Source organism: Roseospira visakhapatnamensis (genome assembly GCF_014197915.1).
GTDB classification, from domain to species: domain Bacteria; phylum Pseudomonadota; class Alphaproteobacteria; order Rhodospirillales; family Rhodospirillaceae; genus Rhodospira; species Rhodospira visakhapatnamensis.
In genome coordinates, this window is the sequence record NZ_JACIGK010000044.1 from 1 (window position 1) to 20408 (window position 20408).

General features: G+C 66.3%; 16 protein-coding genes and 2 pseudogenes. 11 read left to right on the top strand and 7 right to left on the bottom strand.

What is annotated here, in order from left to right; translation table 11 throughout:
- Positions 1-115: 115 nt before the first annotated feature.
- On the top strand, positions 116-1549 hold the full coding sequence (locus GGD89_RS18125) for an ABC transporter permease (RefSeq protein WP_246423211.1): 1434 nt from the start codon (positions 116-118) through the stop codon (positions 1547-1549).
- 913 nt (positions 1550-2462) lie between these two features.
- Here the strand turns inward: GGD89_RS18125 and GGD89_RS18130 are convergent.
- Positions 2463-3293 carry an ABC transporter substrate-binding protein gene (locus tag GGD89_RS18130; protein WP_184048450.1) on the bottom strand — a complete coding sequence of 277 codons (831 nt, stop codon included), beginning with the start codon at positions 3291-3293 and terminating at the stop codon, positions 2463-2465.
- 740 nt (positions 3294-4033) lie between these two features.
- Here GGD89_RS18130 and GGD89_RS18135 point away from each other — a divergent pair.
- The 6 genes from GGD89_RS18135 (at position 4034) to GGD89_RS18160 (ending at position 11174) form a co-directional block, all read left to right on the top strand.
- A complete protein-coding gene (locus tag GGD89_RS18135) occupies positions 4034-4693 on the top strand; it encodes a helix-turn-helix transcriptional regulator (protein ID WP_246423212.1) in 660 nt (219 codons plus the stop codon).
- 198 nt (positions 4694-4891) lie between these two features.
- Positions 4892-6973: a TonB-dependent receptor gene (locus tag GGD89_RS18140; protein WP_246423213.1), complete on the top strand. Its 2082-nt coding sequence runs from the start codon at positions 4892-4894 to the stop codon at positions 6971-6973.
- A gap of 59 nt (positions 6974-7032) precedes the next feature.
- Positions 7033-8322 (top strand): MFS transporter, encoded by a 1290-nt coding sequence (locus GGD89_RS18145; RefSeq protein ID WP_184048456.1) that lies wholly within the window; start codon positions 7033-7035, stop codon positions 8320-8322.
- Positions 8282-8926, top strand: a complete 645-nt coding sequence (locus GGD89_RS18150) for a class I SAM-dependent methyltransferase (RefSeq protein ID WP_184048459.1) — start codon at positions 8282-8284, stop codon at positions 8924-8926. The genes GGD89_RS18145 and GGD89_RS18150 overlap by 41 nt, the downstream gene beginning before the upstream one ends.
- Positions 8927-9207: 281 nt before the next feature.
- Positions 9208-10386 (top strand): IS256 family transposase, encoded by a 1179-nt coding sequence (locus tag GGD89_RS18155; protein WP_246423214.1) that lies wholly within the window; start codon positions 9208-9210, stop codon positions 10384-10386.
- A gap of 203 nt (positions 10387-10589) precedes the next feature.
- A complete protein-coding gene (locus GGD89_RS18160) occupies positions 10590-11174 on the top strand; it encodes a methyltransferase domain-containing protein (protein WP_184048462.1) in 585 nt (194 codons plus the stop codon).
- Here GGD89_RS18160 and GGD89_RS18165 read toward each other — a convergent pair.
- From GGD89_RS18165 to GGD89_RS18180, 4 genes are read right to left on the bottom strand one after another with little or no spacing between them, the layout of a single operon-like run.
- Complete coding sequence (locus GGD89_RS18165; protein WP_184048465.1) at positions 11164-12873, bottom strand: ABC transporter ATP-binding protein; 1710 nt, start codon at positions 12871-12873, stop codon at positions 11164-11166. The two genes, GGD89_RS18160 and GGD89_RS18165, sit on opposite strands and share 11 nt — an antisense overlap.
- A complete protein-coding gene (locus GGD89_RS18170; RefSeq protein WP_184048468.1) occupies positions 12860-13690 on the bottom strand; it encodes an ABC transporter permease in 831 nt (276 codons plus the stop codon). Before GGD89_RS18170 ends, GGD89_RS18165 begins: the two co-directional genes overlap by 14 nt.
- A gap of 4 nt (positions 13691-13694) precedes the next feature.
- Entirely contained in the window at positions 13695-14684 is a 990-nt protein-coding gene (locus tag GGD89_RS18175) for an ABC transporter permease (protein ID WP_184048471.1), read from the bottom strand.
- Complete coding sequence (locus tag GGD89_RS18180) at positions 14681-16168, bottom strand: ABC transporter substrate-binding protein (RefSeq protein ID WP_184048474.1); 1488 nt, start codon at positions 16166-16168, stop codon at positions 14681-14683. The genes GGD89_RS18175 and GGD89_RS18180 overlap by 4 nt, the downstream gene beginning before the upstream one ends.
- Positions 16169-16375: 207 nt before the next feature.
- On the opposite strand from GGD89_RS18180, the gene GGD89_RS18185 reads away from it, so the two are divergent.
- Positions 16376-17149 (top strand): AraC family transcriptional regulator, encoded by a 774-nt coding sequence (locus GGD89_RS18185; protein ID WP_184048478.1) that lies wholly within the window; start codon positions 16376-16378, stop codon positions 17147-17149.
- Between the two features lie 228 nt (positions 17150-17377).
- Here GGD89_RS18185 and GGD89_RS18190 read toward each other — a convergent pair.
- Positions 17378-17749, bottom strand: a pseudogene (locus GGD89_RS18190) (transposase); the annotation flags it as partial.
- 107 nt (positions 17750-17856) lie between these two features.
- Between GGD89_RS18190 and GGD89_RS20260 the strand changes: the two are divergent.
- Positions 17857-18234: pseudogene (locus GGD89_RS20260) on the top strand (transposase); the annotation flags it as partial.
- A 198-nt stretch (positions 18235-18432) separates the two neighbouring features.
- Here GGD89_RS20260 and GGD89_RS20265 read toward each other — a convergent pair.
- The gene (locus tag GGD89_RS20265; protein ID WP_246423217.1) at positions 18433-18594 is read right to left on the bottom strand and encodes a hypothetical protein; all 162 of its coding nucleotides are present in this window, start codon (positions 18592-18594) and stop codon (positions 18433-18435) included.
- A gap of 590 nt (positions 18595-19184) precedes the next feature.
- Here GGD89_RS20265 and GGD89_RS18200 point away from each other — a divergent pair.
- Both GGD89_RS18200 and GGD89_RS18205 read left to right on the top strand, forming a co-directional pair.
- A complete protein-coding gene (locus GGD89_RS18200; protein ID WP_184048484.1) occupies positions 19185-19625 on the top strand; it encodes a hypothetical protein in 441 nt (146 codons plus the stop codon).
- A complete protein-coding gene (locus tag GGD89_RS18205) occupies positions 19622-20317 on the top strand; it encodes a helix-hairpin-helix domain-containing protein (RefSeq protein ID WP_425503058.1) in 696 nt (231 codons plus the stop codon). Before GGD89_RS18200 ends, GGD89_RS18205 begins: the two co-directional genes overlap by 4 nt.
- Positions 20318-20408: the final 91 nt, after the last annotated feature.

Genomic DNA, 20408 nt, shown 5'->3' on the forward strand with positions numbered 1-20408 from the left:
CGGGCTCCGGAAACGGCGGTTGTTCACTCTTCGTTCTACGCGATTCCGGACCACCTGTCACCACATGATGTGGTCCCGGACTCAAAGGGATAAGCTTCCCGCGTGGATCGTGACCATGACCCGGGTCCCGTTGCGCGGGCTGTTCGAGTGGGCATTGCTGCTGCCCCTGGCGGTACCGGCCTATGTCATGGCCTACGTCTATTACGATCTGCTGGCCTACGCGGGACCGGTGCAGACATGGTTGCGAGACCTGTTCGGCTGGGGCCGTGACGATTACGTCTTTCCAGACATCAGCTCGCTTTACGGGGCGGTCCTGGTGATGGGGTTCGTCCTCTATCCATACGTCTACCTGCTGTCGCGGGCCGCCTTTCTGCAACAGTCCGTCGGCGTGCTGGAGGCCGGCCGCATCCTGGGCGGTAGCCCGACCGGTGTGTTTCTGCGCCTGGGGGTGCCGATGGCGCGCCCGGCGATCGCCGCCGGCGCCGCCCTGGTGGCCATGGAGACGCTGGCGGATTACGGCACCGTGACTCATTTGGGTGTTCCCACCTTTACCACCGGCATCTATCGCACTTGGTTCGCGAGCGGCGCGCCGGTCGCGGCGGCGCAACTGGCGGCGGTGCTACTGGCGACGGTCGCGGTGGTGCTGGTCGCCGAGCGGCTGGCGCGCGGCCGGGCCCGGTTCCACGAGGCCGCTGGACGGATGCGCCCTACGGCCCGCCTGTCACTGAGTCCAGGGACCGCTGTGCTCGCCGTCGCCGCTTGCGCCGTCCCGGTGCTGGTCGGGTTTGTCATCCCGGCTGCCGTTCTCCTGGACCTGGCTGTCCGCCATGGCGATCCGATGGGGCTCGCCGCGTTCGCCGAGTTTGCGCGCAACAGCTTTTCCCTGGCCGCGCTGACGAGTGTCCTGGCGGTGGGCCTCGGGCTGCTCCTGGCCTATGCCCAGCGCATGGATCGCACGCCCGCAACGCGGGTGGCGGTGCGATGTGCCGGGCTGGGGTACGCCATCCCGGGCGCGGTGATCGCCGTCGGCGTGCTGGTCCCGTTCGCCGCGCTGGACAACGCCCTGGATGCGCTGGCCCGCGAGGTTCTGGGCGTGTCCACCGGCTTGGTGCTGACCGGCACCATCGCCGCCCTGGTCTTCGCCTACCTGGTCCGGTTCCTGGCCGTGGCCCTGGGCGCAGCCGAGTCCGGCCTGAACCGCGTGTCGCCCAGCCTGGACGAGGCCGCGCGCACCCTGGGGGCGGGGCCGGGGCGCACGCTGCTGTCCGTTCACCTGCCGCTGCTGCGGGGCGGCCTGTTGACAGCGGCGATCCTGGTGTTCGTGGACGTGATGAAGGAGCTGCCCGCGACTCTTATCGTGCGCCCGTTCAACTTTGAAACCCTGGCGGTGCGGGCCCACCGGCTGGCCAGCGACGCGCTCCTGGAGCAGGCGTCCACGGCGTCGCTGACCATCGTGCTGGTGGGGATCGCCCCGGTCATCCTGGTTGGGGAACAGAACGCCGACCGCCTCGCCGACAGCGCGCAGGTCCGGGTCTTCCGAGGCCAGTAGGCGACCGACGTAGTAGGTGTTCACCACCGCGAGGCCGCATTCACCGGCGGCCACGGCCTTGATCTGGGCGGTGTCGTTACCCTCCGGATCGCGCGCGAAGTTGGCCACCACACCCTTCGCCCACGCTTCGGCGGCTTCGGCGCCGTGGACCTCGATCATCTCGGCCATCAGCACGGTCTGGATGTTCTCGACTTGGTCCCGCGGCTTGAGGGCCAGGCGGGTACGCCCCTCGGTGTCGATGTCCTGGATGTAGAAGTTGGCCTGGGAGACGGCCTCGATTTGGTGGACACCCGGGGCGCTTTCCTCCAGGAAGGCAGGCTTAAGGGTGCCAAGGTCGCCCGGGAACACGGTGAGGTTCGCGGCCTCCGTTATCGGCTCCGCCACCTCGGCGCTCGGCGGTGCAAAGGCGATCCCGTTGCCGCCGGGGTCGATCACGGTATAGCGCTCGATGACGACCCGGCCGTTCGGGCTGTTCAGGGTATCTCGACGGGCAGGGAGTGGCCCCAGCCCAACGAGACCATGGCATGGGGTGGCTAATGGGCATGGGACTCGTGCGCGGTGATCCAGAGTGAATGCGCGTGGGCGGAGACGGCTGCGCTCGGCGACAGAGCAACCAAAGGGATCAGACGCGATATCATGAAAGGATTCCTTTCGAGCTGTGAACCGAACGTTCGCTCCTGGGTCGATCTGAACCGCAGGCTTTGAACGGGCGCCCACACGTGGAGGGGTCATGTCGTGTCGATCTGCGGCGGCGGGAGTTTGCCTTGGGGGCCGCCGACAGGTGCCCCGATCCGGGCCTGGCCGTCGACCCCACAGTGACAAACACAAAGGGCTAGTCGGCGGCCAGGGCGGGACCCAGGGTCGCGGCCCAACGCTGAAGCACGGCTGGGTATTCGATGACGCTGGAGTCCCTTTAGGCCGGGAGGGCGAACACGGCGCCCGACGCGACGGCGGGAATCTCTGCGAAGGCCGGGTCGCGGAGCCGGGCCGCGAGCAGCTTTCGCTGGATCGCGTCGGCGTCGCCGGTCAGGGCCAGCACGTCGGGCCGGATGTCCTTAAGCGGCGCCAGTGAACCCACCATGGCGAACCCGTGCCGCGCCTGGACGCCGGCCTCGACGAAGGCGCCGCCGGCGTTGGTCAGGCCCATCGGGTCAAGAAGGAAGGTGTCGACGTACCCGCCGGGCAGTTCGACCTGAACAAAGCCCTTGCCGGTGGCGTCCTGATGGACGCCGTCGAGGACGACGACCGTGGTGTCGGATCCGGCCGGGGGCAGGCTGGCCTTGGCCGCCTCCAGCGCCGCCGCGTGGCTTCTGATCAGGGCTTCGGCCTGCTCCGTTCGGTCCAGCAGGGTGCCGATCCGACGCATGGCCGGTTCCAGCCCGTCGCCGAACGCGACGATCTCCACCGAAACGCCGAGGTCGTCCAGAACGCCGGACTCGTCCAGCATCGCCACCGCGTTCATGGGATCGCGGAAGGGCTTCAGCCGATCGAATCCGGCGGTGTGCTCGATCAGGACGCGGCGGATGCCGGTTTCCCGCAAGGTACGCGGCACGATCTCAGGGTCCTTCGCCACGATGTAGTGCGGGCAGCCCAGGATCATGGTCGAGGTCTGGGCAAGCGTCCGGCCGAAGGGCCAGACATCGCCACGGATGGACATCGCGCGCGGCACGACGCCCAGATGAAAGGCCACGTTCACCAGCCGGTCGCCGATCATCAACACATCCTGACGCTCAGGAAGGGCCATGCCGGGCCGGACTTAGGCGGCGAAGGGGGCCGGGGCGGTCGCCATCGCAATCAGAAGGATGGCCGCGGTCGCGATGAAGCGGGTCCGCACGGACCAAAGTGCGATCATGTCGGATGTTCCTGTTGGAGGGATGGGCCCGGTGGCATCCAGCCTTTTCGTCGGCTGAAATCGGGCGCCCCGGTAAGGGGATGTGCCGTGCAGGCTGCTGCGAAAGGGAGTCAGTCTCAAATAAGAATCCGCAAGCTCCATGCGGGAATCGGTTGGGCCGGCGCGCGACCCCTCACGCCGTCCGCGTTTCCCACAGACCATCCAAGAGCTGTGGAGAGATGTGCATGCGGCCTTGTCGCGGAATTGGCCAAGGGGCCGTCCGTATCCCCATTATCCATGCAGATAATTATTGCAAATGAGTGTTGATCTCATCACCATCTCCGGCGCGTCCCGTCAGCGCCTTTGTCTTTCCGCGAACCGGGAGGGGGCACCCGATGACCTCGAAAGAGGCGGAGCACGCTATGCAGGTCTTTCGTTCGTCAGACTTCTTTGAGGACCCGGGCCCTGCGGCGGCGCGCCTGGGATTTGACGTCAGGGTCGTACATTTGCAGCCTGGGCTCATAGTGTCTCGGGCGTACTCTCGCGCGTCTGGTGACGTCACGGCGAACGCCCATATGGACGACCCCTACATTCACTGTAGCTGTCTCTTTCGTGGACCGGTCGATGTCTCGTTTGGTCAGCAGGACGTTCGGTTGACCGCAGGCAACCTGCTGACCAGCTACGCCCCCGGCGAACAGTTCCGCATGCATCTGCGGCCGGACCATCGGAATATTGAAGTCCTGGTCACGCCGGAAATCCTGGCGGGGCTGGCGGGATCCGACTACGAAAGGCTCAAGAGCGCTCTTGATCGGGGGTTCTGCGTGCGCGGGACCGGAAGCGGCCAGCGGGCGCGTGACGCCGCTGCGCGTCTCGCCCGCCTCATGGACGACGAGCAGCCGCCACGCCTGTTGATCCACGCCGCCACGCTCGAATTCCTGGCCTGGCATCTCGACTCCTACAAGCCCCTGTCCGAAGCCGAGGCCGTGTCCGCCCGGGAGCGGATGCTGCTCATGGCGGCGCGCGAGAGGCTGCTGCAGGACCTGAGCAATCCGCCGACCATCGCCGACCTGGCCCGGGAAACGGGCCTCAATCAGCTCAAGCTGAAACGTGGGTTCAAGGCGGCCTTCGGCCACAGCGTCTACGCCCTGTTTCAGCGCGAGCGCATGGACCGGGCGCGCGAACTGTTGCGGCGGCATGGGGTCGCCGAAACCGCCGTGATCCTGGGCTACAGCAATGTCAGCCATTTCAGCACGGCGTTTCGAAAGCAGTTCGGCGTGTTGCCCCGCGAGGCCCGTCGCGGGGTGCTGGAGTAAACACCCCGTTCCGCGACCCGATCCGGCCAAATGCCCACAAAAAATGCCGATCCGGGCATTTCCCGACCCGACACGGGGAGAAGTGTTGTCCGTCGATGCGTACGCTTCGCATTCCCATCGGGCCCTCGCCCGATCGGTGTGGGTATTCTTGTCCGGGGAACCGAGATGACACGTGGGGTGACGGGGGCGCGGTGCCGGATGGTGCCGCTGGTGTGCCTGGCCGTGGCGCAGATGGCATGGGGATCGGTCGCGGTGGCCCAGGAGGCTGGGGACAGTGCCGAGACCAGCCCGTCCGCCGCATCGGATGCCGATACGGCCACGGTGATTCGGCTTGCGCCGGTTACGGTAACCGCCGAGAAGATGACGGGAACAGCTCAGGAAACACCGGTCACCATGACGGTCGTGACTGGCGAGGATCTTGAGCGCGCGGTTGTAAGGGACACCAAGGAGATTATCCGCCGGGTCCCCAATATGTACGTCACCACGGCGGGCCAGCATTCTACGGTGAGCATGATTTCCCTCCGGGGTGTGACTCCTCTTATGAAAACGGAGAACCCGGTCGGTTTCTTCGTTGACGGAGTCCACTACCGGCACCCTGACATGGACCTCCTGGACATCGACCGCGTCGAGGTGCTGCGGGGTCCGCAATCGACCCTGTACGGCCGGAATACCGAGGCCGGCGCCATCAACATCGTGACCCGCGACCCGGAGCCTTTTTGGGAAGGGGCCGTTTCCTTTGGATACGGCAACTACGACACCAAGACGGTCACCGCCATTGTGGGCGGACCCCTGTGGAACAATGACTGGTCGTTTCGCACCGCGCTTCGCTACCTGGACTCCGACGGCTACTTCACCAGGGAACCGGACGGAGTCGAGGACGTCGATGACGCCAGTGACCTAAACACGCGGGTCAAGCTGCGCTGGAATCCCGACGGACCCTGGGATGTCATCGCGGCCTACGATGGGCAGCGGTACCGCGACGGCATGACCAACATCGCCGCGAGTCTTGACCAGTTGCGGGACGATCCGCACACCGTGTATGCGGATCGTATCGGGTTCAATAATACGGACGTTCACAGTGGAAGTCTTCGGGTTGTCTATGAGGCACCTTGGTTTGCCGTGACTTCGATCTCATCGTATACCGATGAAGAAAAAATATCGGGCAACGACGTCGACGCAACGGTCTTCGACATGTTTAGACTGGATACGGAGATTGAAACGTCCCGGTTCACGCAGGAGCTTCGCCTGAGCTCTCTTGACAACGATTCGGGACCGCGCTGGGTCGCCGGAATGTATTATTTCGACCAGACCGACAACGAGGACGTCGAGTTTGACATGAGCGGTATCGGGTTTGGTGTTCAGGACATCCACACCGAAACGGATACGCTGAACATGGCGGCCTTCGGTCAAGTCACGTGGCCTGTGCTCGACAATCTCTCCGTGATCGGAGGGCTTCGATACGATTACGAGAGGAAAGAGGTCGACAACCGCCAGACCATGGCGGCCATGGGTCTGGACTACCGCACCAGTCCGGAGATGACGTTTGATGCCTGGCTGCCGAAGGTGGGCCTGGAGTACACGCCGCTTCCGAATATCATGACATACTTCACGTATTCTCAAGGATACAAAGCTGGCGGTTTTAACAATCTCGGAAGCCCAGGCCAGGAAATCTACGACGCGGAATACACGACAAACTACGAGGTCGGCGTCAAATCTTCGTTCTTCGACAACAGACTACAAGCGAACGTGTCCCTGTTCTGGATCGACTGGACGGATCAGCAGGTTGAGGAGATCATTCTCACGCAGTCGCGGATCACCAACGCTGGAAAGAGCGTCAGCCGGGGTATCGAGGTCGAAACGGCCTGGCAGGCAACCGAGGGCTTGCTGCTTACGGGAAGCGTCGGCTGGAATGATGCTCATTTCACCGAGTACATGGATGGGGGCAACGATTACTCCGGTAACCGTCCGCCGAATGCCCCCATTTACACATACAGCATCGGTGCTGATTACACGTTTGACAACGGCTTGTATGCTCATGCCGATTGGTTGGGAATGGGCGGACTATATTACGATACCGCCAATACCCAAAAAGAAGACCACTATGGATTGCTGAACTTCAAAATCGGTTACGAGTGGGAAAACTTCGAGCTGGCGTTCTGGATGAAGAATGCGCTCGATGAGGCTTATGCGACGCGCGCCTTCGATATGGGCGGCGGCACCTACGGCGGGATCGCGGGTGACCCCCGCACCTTCGGCATGGTCGTGACCGCGCGATGGTGACGGGTATGGCGGCGATCGCAAGGGCGCGTCGCCGTTACGGCGAAAGGGGGGGATAGGGCGTGCACTGGACGGATCCGGACCGGTCGCTGCTGACCGTCATTGGAGCGCTCTATCTGGCGCAGGGGATTTCGTTCGGCCTGATGGTCGAGGCCCTGCCGGCCCTTCTGCGCGCCGGAGGCGTGCCCCTGGACCTGGTGGCTCTGGTGCCCCTGGTGACCCTGCCGTGGATGGTCAAGATCCTGTGGGCCCCGCTGGTGGACAACTGGGGCTCCCGCCGCCTGGGACGGCGGCGGGGCTGGATCCTGCCGGCCCAGGCCCTGCTGGTGGCCGCGCTGCTGGCCGTGGCGGCGGTGCCGGTCGATACCCAGGGGGCTGTGGTCATCATCGGGTTGCTGGGCGTGGCCGCGCTGGCCGCCTCCACACAGGACATCGCCACCGACGGGATGGCCGCCGAGCGCCTGGGCCGTCCACGCATGGCCCTGGCCAACAGCCTCCAGGTGGGCGGAATGATGGCCGGCATGCTGATCGGCGGTGCCGGCATGATGGTTCTGTCCGATATGATCGGCGCCGCGGCCGGCCTGTCGGTGATGGCCGGGCTGATTGCCCTGACCGCCGTGCCGGTCCTGCTGTGGCGGGAACCGCCGCCGCTCAGCGAAACGCAGGCGCCTCCCGCGCGTTTGCGCACGTTCTTTCGCAGCCGCCAGGGGTGGGCGCTGGCGGCGATCGCCCTGGTGTTCGCCAACGGATACTCCGTCAGCACCGCGCTGGCGCGGTTGTTCCTGGTCGATCAGGGCTGGTCCCTGGCGCGCATCGGCCTGGTGGTCGGGTCCGGCAATGCCGTCGCCGTCATGATGGGGGCGGCCCTGGCCGGTCCCCTGGTGCGTTGCTTCGGGGCGGTGCCGATGGCCGTGGTCGGCGTGGCGGTGTCGATGAGCGGTCCCGCCGCGTGGTTCTGGGCCGCGAGCGGCGGTGGGCCGGTGCCGCTGTGGCTGGCCGGTGCCGCCACGCTGGGCTGTGGCATCGGCGAGGGGCTGGGGTCCGTCGCCGTGTTCACGCTGGCCTTCCGGTTCGCCCACGACGGCCGCCAGGCGGGCACCGACATGACCATGGTGCAGTGTCTGCATGGGTTCGGCGGCATGGTCATGGTTGGCCTGACCACGGCGTTGGTCGCCAGCACCGGGTACGCCTGGGGCTTCGCCGTCGCGCTCGGCTGCGCCCTGCTGGCCGCGCTGGTGTTGCTGGCGACGCGCCGGACCTGTGAGCCGGAGCGGTTCTCCGTTTCTTCCTCAGCCATGGACGATGCCACCGATGACGACTCTCTCCCGCAGTCCTGTCGACCGCCTGGTTGACGCCATCGCCCGCCGCCCGAACGGTCCGGTAGGGCGCGCCCTCTACCGCCGTCCGGTCGGCCACCTGGCCGGGTTCCGCAAGGCGTTGACGGCGGTGCCGGTGACCGGGACGGACCGGATCCTGGATGTCGGCTGCGGCGGTGGGATGTTCCTGGAGATGGCGCTGTCCCACGGCTGTCGCGCGGCCGGGCTCGACCACAGCGCGGACATGGTGGCCGAAACGCGTGCACGAAATGCCCGGGCCGTCGCCGACGGCCGCCTGGAGGTCGTGCAGGGTGACGCGGCGGCGCTGCCGTTCCCGGATGGCGCGTTCGATGCCGTGTACTGCCTGCACGCCTTCTTCTTTTTCCCGCGGCCCGCCGAGGCCATCGCCGAGATGGCGCGGGTGGTGACGCCGGGCGGCCGCGTGGCCATCGTGACGACGCCGCCCACATCCTCGCGCTGGGTCCGGTGGGCGTTCGGGCCCATCGCGCGCCGCATGCGGTTCGACGCGCCGGAGACGCTGGCGCGCTGGTCCGAGGCGGCCGGCCTGACTGCCGACGCCGTGCAGTCCCCCAACGACGTCAGCGTGCTGTTCGTGGCGCGCAAGCCCGACGGGGCTTGAGGCCCACTGCCGGCGACCGTGAGGGTCACCGCAACTGGAACTGGATCGGCACGACCAGTTCCAGCCGATCTTGCGGCATGGACGGCGGCAGGCTGGGCAAAGGGGTGGTGCACGCTGGATCAGGTCCAGCACGGCGCGGTCCAGCAGGTCGTGGCGGCTGTGTAACCTGATGTCTGGAAATTTTGTTCGTGGGGGCGCACCTGCGTGCCCATCCGTGGGGCGCGCCCCACGGATGGGCTACCCTCCAGTCCGGTTTTCTCACTCGCCAAAGGAGAACCGGATTGCAGGACATCCAGGGTAAGGTTATCGCCGCGCTGATGGAACAGCTCATCCAGACCGGGCCGGAGGGCATGGCCGAGGCGTTCACCGCGCTCTTCAATCTCGCGATGCGGATGGAGCGCGACCAGCACCTCGGTGCCGGCCATTACGAGCGCAGCAACGCGCGCCAGGGCTACGCCAACGGCTACAAGCCGAAGAAAGTGGATACGCCCGCCGGCACCGTCACCGTGCAGGTGCCCAAGAGCCGGGGCTGCGACGAGCCGTTCTTCCCGCGGTCCCTGGAACGGGGGCGCCGCTCCTCGCGCGCCATCATGCTGGCGATCGCCGAGATGTACGTCCAGGGCGTCTCCACCCGCGACGCCGCCAAGGTGATGAAGGAATTCGGGCTGGAAAGCCTGTCATCAACGCAGGTCAGCCGCGCCGCCGCCCTGCTGGACGACGAACTGGAGGCGTGGCGCACGCGCCGGCTCGACCCGGTGACATACCTGATCCTCGATGCCCGCTACGAGAAGGTGCGCGACGGCGGCATCGTCCGCGACGCGGCCATCCTGTCGGCCATCGGCGTGGCGCCCGACGGCCGGCGGCGCCTTCTCGGCGTGTCGGCGGCCCTCTCGGAGGCCGAGGTCCACTGGCGGGATTTCCTGAACGACCTCGTGGACCGTGGCATGCGCGGCGTGGACTTCATCGTCAGCGACGACCATGCCGGCCTGCGCGCGGCGCGCCGGGCCGTGCTGTCCGGGGCAACATGGCAGCGCTGCCAGTTTCACTTGGCCCAGAACGCCATCCACCACGCCCCGACGCTCGCCATCCGCAAGCGCATCGGCGAGGACCTGCGCGCCGTCTGGAACGCCAGGGATCTGAAGGCAGCCGAGGCCGAGCTGGCCGCCCTCGCAGAGAGCGACCGCAAGGCCGCGCCGAGGCTCGCCGAGTGGCTGGAGGCGAACGTCCCCGAGGGCCTCGCCGTCTTCGCCCTGCCGAAGGCGCACCGCCGCCGCATGCGGACGTCGAACCCGATCGAGCGGGCCGTGCAGCAGGAGATCAAGCGCCGGACCAAGAAGGTCCGCGTCTTCCCAAACGAGGCCTCGCTGCTGCGCCTCGTCACCGCCGTCCTCGCCGAGATCGACGAGGACTGGGCCACCACCGACCGCGTCTACATCAACATGGAAAACCGGGATGACTGAGGGACCTTAGGCCGAATTTCCATCCTTCAGGTTGCTCAATCGCGCGAGACGAACAGAAATACTCCGGAATACTGACGAAAACAGGGTGCGGGTGTCCGATTGACGCAAGGGAATGTCCGTTACGCGAGGGACTTTGGCGCGATCTCTGATTAGGATCGGATCGTGCCCGATGTTTTCTCTTTCACGCAATGGAGACTGCTGCCGTGAGTGTTGAAACCTGGGACGCCCGCTATGCGACCGAGGACTACGTCTTCGGAACGGCGCCGAGCCCCTTTTTGGAGGCGTGCCGGGATCGTCTGCCGGCCACGGGCCGTGCCTTGTCGCTGGCCGATGGCGAAGGACGCAACGGCGTCTGGCTGGCGGGGCAGGGCCTGGACGTCCTGACCCTGGATTTCTCGGCCGAGGGGCTGGCCAAGGCGCGACGTCTGGCCGCCGAGCGGGGCGTGGCGATCCGCACCGAGCAGGCCGACATGCTGACCTGGACCTGGCCGGATCAATCCTTCGATGTGGTCTGCGCCATGAACTTCCACCTCCCCCCGGCGGTGCGGGAGGACCTGTTCCGGCGCATCGCGGCCACCCTGGCGCCCGGGGGCCTGCTGCTGTTCGAGGGCATTCACGCCGACACGCGCGACCATCATCCCCCGGAAACCCTCTTTACCGAGGCCATGATGCCAGGGCTGTGTGACGGACTGGAAATCCGGGAGACCATCACTCGCATGGAGGAACGCCGGATGGACGGCGAGATGGTCGTGAAGAAGAAACTGAACGTCCTGGCCGTCAAGCCGTGATGGCGGCCGGTCCGGAGGGGGCGTCGCCGCGCCCATGCAGCCGGCCGTTCCGCAGCACCAGGATCCGGTCGGCGATCCGCTCGGCCAGCACGGGATCGTGGGTGATGAACAGGATGGACAGCCCGCGCTGCTCCTGAAGGTCCATCAGCAATCGCACGATCTTGGCCTGGGCGCTGACATCCAGGGCCGAGGTGGCTTCGTCTGCGATCAGGACGGCGGGATCGCGGACCAGCGCCCGGGCGATCGCCACCCGTTGCAGTTCCCCACCGCTCAGACCGTGGGTGCGGCGTGCCAGGAAGGCATCGGTGTCCGGCAGGTGGACGGCCCGCAGCCGCTCGCGCGCCCGTTCGGTGCGCTCCGCGCCGTCCATGCCAGCGACGAACCGCAACGGCTCCGCCACCGCCTGGAGAACTGTGAAGTGAGGGGCGATGGCCGTCTGCGGATGCTGGGGGATCAACGCTAGAGCAGAGTCACGTGACTCTGCTCTAGAATCAATGATGTAGGGCGGATTCACGCCTCGCGTTGGACCCGTTGTCCGGGTCAAACGCGAGGCGATCCGCCCTGGGCTCTGCCCCGGCAGGGTCGTGGCGGCGCCGTCCACGGTGACGACCCCGGCATCCGCTGTCTCCAGCCCGGCCAGGATGCGGCCCAGCGTCGACTTGCCACAGCCGCTGGCGCCGCACAGGGCCACGGTCTCGCCGGCTTCCAGGTCGAGGTCGAGGCTGCGCAACACCAGATGGTTCCCCATCGCTTTCGTCAGACCCCGCACCGTCACAGCGGCAACCACGCCGCCCCGGTGGCAGGCCAGCCGGTGCCCCGGCGCATCGGCGATCTCGGTCATGGGTGGGTCGCTCTCCAGGCAGGTGTCGATGGCCTGATGGCAGCGATTGACGAACGGGCAGCCCACGCGGCGGCGCTCGAAGTGGCCGGGGATCCCTTGCAAGTCCTTGCCGGACACGCGGTCGGGCCGGGCGCGCAGCAGGCCCCGCGCGTAGGGATGGCGCGGCCGGTCCAGCATCACCGTCGCCGGGCCGTGTTCGACCAGACGGCCGCCATAAAGAACGGCGGCTTCGGCGCCGATCCCCCGCGCCACCTCGAAATCATGGGTGATCAACAGGCAGCAGCGGTCTTGCGCCGCCCGGCGCACCACCGACAGGACATGGTCGCGGATGTCGCGGTCCAGAGCCGCCGTGGGTTCATCCAGGATCAGCAGATCGGGCGCGTTGGCCAGGGCCATGGCCAGCAACACCCGCTGGATCTCGCCGCCGCTCAACCCTGATGGGTGACGGTCGCCGATCGCCGCCGGCAAGCCCTGGTCTGCCAACAGGCGCTCGGCCCGCCGCCGGGCCTCCGTCGGCGGGGCGAGGCGGTGGCTGGTGATGGCGTCGGCCACCTGATCGGCGACCCGCAGGTGGGGGTTGAGGGCATCCGCCACTGCCTGGATCACCAGCGCCGCTTGCCGGCCCCGATAGCGGCGCAAGCGACGGGCGTCGAAGGTGAGCATGTCCTCGCCGCCGATCCATACCCGGCCTGTCACCGTTCCGGGCGACAAGCCCATCAGGGCCAGGGCCAGGCTGGTCTTACCGCCGCCGGACTCGCCGACCACCGCCAGCGGACGGCCGGGCCGCAGGGCGAAGGACACGCGGTCGAGCACGGGGACCTCTCCGTGGCGGACCGTCAGGTTCTCAACCTCGATCATCGGATCCTCCCAGGGACCGATGGGCCCAGGTTTCCAGGCGTGTCCCGGCCAGGCCGAGGACCAGGATGGTCCCGCACAACGCCAGGGCCGGCGCGGCGATCTGCCAGACCGCATTGGGGGTGTATAGCAGAGGAAGGGCCTCGGCCAGCATGCCGCCCCAGGTGGGGAAGGACGGATCGGTCAGGCCGACGAACGCCAGCGCCGAGGCATGGGCGATGGTCTGCCGCGTACCCTGCACGGTCAGGGCAACCAGGACGGGAACCATTCTCGGTACGACATGGCGTGTCATCACATAGATTTGGCCGCCGCCGAACGCGCGGGCATAGCGGGTGCTGTCCCGCGCCACCTCTCGGCGGGCCAGGGCCGCCACCACCCGGACGTCCGGCGGCCAGCCGAGTCCCGCCATCAGCAGCACCAGCACGCCGGGGCCGGGCCGCAGGTAGCTCGCCACCAGCATCGCCACCACCAAGGATGGCAGGGCCAGCAGGACGTCGACCGCGCGCATCATGACCCGCCCCAGGATCGGCGGCGCGGTCACCGCCAGGAAGCCGTAGACCGTGCTGAGCACCAGGGCGATCAGGCTGGCGGCCAGGCCCAGGGCCAGCGTTCCCGGGGTGGCGGCCAGGGCGCGCAGCAGGTTGTCCTGTCCCAATTGATTGGTACCCAACCAGTGATCCGGCCCCGGGGGGAGCAGTGGCGTGGCGGTCATGGGCACGTCGGGCAAAGGGGCGGCGAGTCCCCAAACCATGCCGGCGATCATGGCGGCGATGATCAAGCCCGCGCCCGCCACGGCCAAACCCCTGGACCTTGTTTCCATGGGTTTATCCCCGCGCCGCCAGCCGCAGGATGACCAGATCGGCGATCAGATTCACGGTCAGGATGGTCACGCCCAGGATCAGCAGCACGCCCTGAACCACAGCATAGTCCCGGCTGGTGATGCCCTCGGCCACCAGCATCCCCAGGCCGGGGTAGGCAAACACGATCTCGACGAAGAGGACGCCTGATACGAGACCGCTGAACAGGGCGGCGGTCCGGGCCACCACCGTCGCCAGGGTGCTGGGCGCCACATAGGACGACCGCAGCCGCAGGGGGGAAACACCCTTGGCGCGGGCCATGGTCATGAAGGGGCGCGACAATACCGTGATGGTTGAGGCGCGGGTCAGATAGGCGATTTTGGTGGTCTCGTGGAGAACCAGCGCGGTCAGCGGCAGAACGGCGTGCAGGGCGATGTCCGACAGGCGCGCCAAGCCCTCAGCCTGCGAAAATGGCGTCATGGCGCCCGACGCCGGAAACAGCTCCAATCCCAAGGCAAAGACGAACAGCAGCACAATCGCCAGGACGAAGGGCGGAATGCTGTCCGCCAGGGTGAGGACGGCCAGCAGGCCCGCGCTTCCCCGGCGCCCGTGCCTCAGGCCGGTCTCGATCCCCCCCACCGTGCCCAGCAGGACAGACAGTGCCGTCGCCGTCCCTACAAGGAGCAGCGTCCAGGGCGCCACCGGCAGAATGAGGTCCACCACCGGCAGACCGTGGACCACCGAAACGCCCAGGTCCCCTTCGGCCAGGTGTCCGAGATAGCGGACGAACTGGTCCATCAGGCCGCCGTCCAGCCCGTACAGGCGCCGCAACTGGTCGCGGTCCTCGCCGGTCGGCGCCGCCAGCGTGGCGTCCGCGAACAAGACGTCCAGCGGATCGCCCGGCAAGGCCCGGACGGCCACGAAATTCAGGCTGCTCAGAATGAACAGGGCCAGCAGATACTCAACGCATCGGGCGATGGCGTGCCGCGCGAGGGACGAGGCCCTCGACCCTGTCATGGCAGGAACATCTGTTTGTTCAGGATCAGGGGAATACCGGGGCCGATCCCGCCGGGCGTCACGAAGGGCCGGACCCGGTCGTTCGATGCGACCACCCGCCGGGGGGAGATCATGAAGAAGGACGGCAGGTCGGCGGCGTACAGATCACCGGCGCGGGTCACCATGTCGGCTCTCGCCGCCGGGTCCAGTTCGCTCGCCTGGTCGGTCAGCAGGCGGGTCAATGCGGTGTTGGCCGTGTAGCGGTCGCTGTCCGGACGTCCGCCCAGGATAGTCTGGCGCAGGACGTCGGGATCGCCCAGGGTGCTAAAGGACACGATGGCCAGATCGAAGGCATCGCGTCCGAAAACGGCGTCAAGGCCGCCCCTGTCGAACAGGGTGACCGACACGCCGATCCCGGCGGCCTCCAGGTGCGCGGCCACCATCCGGGCCACGTGATCGTAGTGACGGAGCGCCACCATCGTCAGGTCGAGGGTGTCCCCAGCGGCCGTCCGCCACCGTCCTTCGGAGTCTCGCTGCCACCCGGCCGCGCGCAACAGCCGTTCGGCTTCGGCCGGATCGTGGGCGTACGGGTCGGGCGCGGTCGCGTCGAGCGGGTCCAGTCCCGCCGCGTCCCACAGGTCGGCCTCACCCAGATACACCGTCTCGATCAGACGCGGGCGGTCCACCAGGTGGGCCATGGCCTGCCTCACCCGGACGTCGCCCAAAACCGGGCGGCGGTGGTTGAACTGCAGGCGCACGGGGTGGTTCATCTGGTACGACAGGACGGTCAGCCCGGCCGCTTTCAGGACCGCCCGTTCGGTGGCCGGCACCTTGGTCATCAGATCGACCGCGCCCGACGTGAGGCCGGCCAGGGCTGCGGCCGTGCCCATCTTGACGAAGGCGATCTCCTGGACGACCGGTGCGCCCTGGTAATAGTCGGCATTGGCCTCGAACAGATAGCCGCCCTGGACCGGGTCGTAATCCTTGAGGCGATAGGGACCGGATCCCGTCATGGCGGCTGGGTCGGTGAAGCGCACCGGATTGTCGATGCCGCCAAAGACATGCTCGGGCAGAATCGGCATGGTCCCGGCCACGTTGGTCAGGAATGGGGCGAACGGGCGGGCGAAATCAACCCGCACCTCGGCCGGGCTGATCGCCCGCACCGACCCGACCGCCGAGAGGTCCACGAATCGGCTGGGGTGCTCCCGGACATAGTCGAAGGTGAAGATCTCGTCGGCGGCGGTCACCGGCTTTCCGTCGTGCCATGTGGCATCGGGATCGAGCCGGAAGGTGATACCGGTGTCGTCGGCCTGCCACGACCGCGCCAGGGCGGGGATCAGGGTTCCTGTTTCATCCTTCCACAGCAGGGTGTCGAAGACGAAGGTCATCAGCACGTATCCCGGTCCGCGCCGGTCGTGCAGATAAGGCGATGGGGGTCCCCAGTTGCCCCGGCTGTCGGCGATGACGATGCGCCCCTCATCCTGTGCCAGGGCGGCCGGCCCCATCAGACCACCTGCCATCGAAACCAGGAGAAGAGCCGCCGTGAAGAAAATAACGCTGAGTCTCTTTCTATTCCTTTTGTGTTCCCACGAGATTGTGGACATGTCGGCGGTCTCCGCTGCATATGGCGCTGTGGGGAATGATATGCAGTCGCGATTCTGAGGTATCGCGCGAAAATGCCAAACAGCGTCGAGAATCGGACACCCGGCGCCATGCCGGATGGCGATCGGCTTTCCGCGATCGAGCGGGCCGAAAGCCCGGTGCTTTTGCTGCCGAACCGGTTGCCGAAAGGGCTTCGCGGTGTGCCACATCACCATGGCCGTGGACAGTTCATCTATCCAAGCAAGGGGCGGTTCCGGGTTCATGCCGCACACCAGATCTGGGCCGGGTCGCCCCAGCAGGCGATGTGGATCCCCCCGGGCGTCGTCCATTGTGTCGATGCCCTGGACGACCTTGACGTTCATAACGTCTACGTCCAGACGACCGAGATCGAGGGCCTGCCCGAGACCTGCAAGGTGCTCAACGTCACGCCGTTGATGCGGGAACTGCTGATGTATGGGCGGACCCTGAGCGGCGAGGCCTGGAGGCGGGACGAGAACATTCGCATCCTGCTCGTCATCACCGACCTGATCCGTCTGGCCGACGACCTCACCAGCATCCATCTGCCGACGTCCGACGACCGGCGGCTGAGCCCGATCCTGACCTTGCTCATGGACCAACCGGACGACAATCGGGGTTTGGAGGACTGGGCCGCCGTCACCAACACCAGCGCGCGCACCCTGGCGCGTCTGTTCGTGCAGCACACCGGCCTGACGTTCGGCCAGTGGCGTCAACGCCTGCGGATCATGGAAGCCCTGACGCGCCTGGGTGATGGCCAGTCGGTCCTGGCCGTGTCCCTGGATCTGGGCTATTCCAGCCAGAGTGCGTTCACCACCATGTTCCGCAAGGTTGTCGGCCGCCCACCATCGGATTTTTGTCGGAAATAGAACGGATGCGGTCCGATCGTGGGTCGGTTCGACGGGCGTGTTCGACGACCGAAATGGGGGTACGCAACCCGTTTCCGTGTGATCCGACGGCAAATCACCACCGCGGCGTCATGCCCAACTTGAACAGTGGCCTCCGAACATAAAGTGAACATCTTGGTCGCGTCATTGATTTTTGCGCCCCGTTTTCTGCGGTAGAAAAGTGTGGCTCTAAGAGTCTGTCCGACGACTTTATGATGGTTTACAAAGCTTTCTGAGCATGAACCGGATGGAGGCGAGCTTGAGGAAGGCGAAGGCTTTGGCGTTCCGGCACTCCCAGTCCTTGGCGAGGCGGCGGCATCGTCCGAGCCAGGCGAACGTTTGTTCCACGACCCAGCGTTTGGGGAGCACGACGAAGCCCTTGGCCTGATCGGAGCGTTTTACGATCTCCACATTCACCGTCGCGATGGCCTTCTTGAGCCCACTTTGGAACTGTTCGCCCTGGTAACCGCCGTCGGCAAAGAGCGTCATCAGAAAAGGAAACAGACCGAACAGAGTCGTCATAACATTGACACCGCCGTCACGATCCTGAACGTCGGCCGCGTGCACAAGGGCGTGCATTAGCCCGGATTATTCATCGGGGTTGGCGGGTGTAGCGTAAGGTATTGGGATCGCGTATTTTCTGGGTGTCGAAGCCAACAAACACGGATCCCCAGACCAGGACACCCGCCATGGACGACCCTACTCTGCCACTGACCGGTCTGTCACCGGTGCTGAACAAGGACATCGTCGCCCGGTTAGACGGCGGCACCATCTCCTAGGACGGCGGCCTTCTGGTGTTGCGCGAGGTCCAGCGACGCGGCGGGCTGCCCGCTCGGCTGGCCGCCTGCCTGGACGATCCCCGAGACCCCGCCCGCACTCAGCACACGCTGGCCGACATAATCGCCTTTCGCACGCTGATGATCGCGGCCGGCTATGAAGACGCCAACGACGCTGGCGCCCTGCGCCGCGACCCGGTCTTCAAGTTGGCCCTGGAGCGCCTGCCCGGCGGGGCCGATCTGTGTTCGCAGCCGACGCTGTCTCGCCTGGAGAACGGTCCACATCAAAGGCACCCGAAAGCGCCGCGTGGCCACGGCCAGCAGCAGGATGTTCACGTCGCGTTGACCGAGTTTCCAGTTGGTGCGGTCGAGACACAGGACCCAGGGCGGGCGCGAGCCGATCAGGGCCACGACCAGGGGAACCACCCAGTCGTCGTCGAGCCGCGCATGCTGGAAGAACCGTTGCGGCCGGCGATAGGTCGATGCAACCTAAACGCGATCGGGCCGTTCGGCGGCGATGTGCGACAGGTTGACCGTGCGCGTGCTGATGATGCCGGTAACCAGAAGGCAGAGCGTTTCCAGGCGCGTCTTGCCAAGGCTGACATGGGCCGAGAGCGTCCGCGACAGGATGGTGAGAAGGCGGGTCTCCAAGGGATGCTCCCATGGGCAGTGTTTCCACCCGGAAGAGAATCGATCTCACCATCCACCGTCAGCCCAAAATGCGCCCTGTCATGTAGTGTGCTGGGCCGCTCAAAATCCGCGATAGCCCTCTGTTATCGCTCACAAAACCCCGACCCGCCCGAATCCCGGTGACGAATCCGGGATATAGACGCGCAGGCCCGGCAGGCTCGCCGTCGATGTCTTGGCCCCGGAGTAGTCGGTGCCGACATGGCGGGCGAAACGTCGCTGGGTCACCAATGCTCGCCTCAACCCTTGTAGTAATTCTCGTTGTGCCACCGCGGGGCAACTGCACCGGGGGGCTGTCGGAAGCCTTTCGCACAGTCTCCGCTGGTTTGGCGCGTGCTCTCGATGATCGACCGTTTTCGGCGCTACGCCCAGACGCGGGCCGAGCCCGTCAGGCGGGCAATCGCAAAATCTGCATTCTCCGTGACTTTCAACGACAGTTCAATCAGCGAACACGAGGGGCAGAACTTGGGCGGTGGCGCCCGCGATGGATTGCCGCTTGGAACTGAACCGGGCACGCTCGCCGGAGGACGACGGAACGCGGGCATAGAACAACGATGACCACAGACCAGGACCTGCGCGATAAGCTGCGCAAGATCGAGGCCTTGTTTGCCGGCGCGGCCACGCCCGGCGAGAAGGCCGCCGCCGGGGCGGCAGCGGATCGCCTGCGTGCCCGCCTGCGAGAGGCTGTCGAGTCCGAGCAGCCCGATGAGTTCAAATTCAGCCTGCAGGACCCCTGGGGCCGACATTTGTTCGTCGCGCTGTGCCGGCGCTATGGGCTGAAGCCGTTCCGGTATCGCCGCATGCATCGCCAGACGGTGTTGGTCAAGGGGCCGCCCAGTTTCATCGACGGCGTCCTGTGGCCCGAGTTCCAGGAATTGAACAGGGTCCTTTCGAGCTATCTCGCCGAGATCACGGACCGGCTCATCCGCGAGGAAGTCCATGGTGAGACCGGCGAGGCCGACGAGGTTGCCGACGCGCCGCGGATCGGCCGGTGACCAAGCCGGCGGATCCATCGGAGCGGGAGGTATTGGCCGGCCTGATCGAGCGCGTTACCTTCCACAATGCGGAGAACGGCTTCTGCGTGCTCCGCCTGAAAGCACGGGGGCACCGCGACCTGGTGACTGTGGTCGGCCATGCCGCCACCATCTCCGGCGGCGAGTGGGTCACCGCCAGCGGTGAATGGGTCAACGACCGGACCCATGGTTTGCAGTTCAAGGCCCGGTTTCTGAGAACCTCGGCGCCCACCTCGGTCGAGGGTATCGAGAAATACCTTGGCTCCGGCATGATCCGGGGTATCGGGCCTGTTTACGCCAAGAAGCTGGTCCGCGCTTTCCGGGACCGGGTGTTCGACATCATCGAGACCGAACCGCATCGCCTGCGCGAGGTTGACGGCATCGGGTCGGTCCGCGCCCGGCGGATCGTCGACGCGTGGGCCGAGCAGAAGGTCGTCCGCGAGATCATGGTGTTCCTGCACAGCCATGGCGTCGGAACGGCCCGGGCGGTGCGCATCTTCAAGACCTATGGCGCCGACGCCGTCCAGGTGATGAGCGAAAACCCGTACCGGCTGGCACGGGATATCCGTGGCATCGGGTTCAAGACCGCCGACCAGATCGCCATGCGCCCAGAGCCGATCGCGATCAATTTGAAACGCGTCGCGTTTCCGATTGATCGCGTGAATCGGCTCTAGCAGTCTGTCGGGTTTGGCCGCGCGGCCTTGAGTTTAGGTGGTGGCGCGGGTGTCATGCGGCCCTGAGGCGGGCCATCCGCTTGCAGTTGTA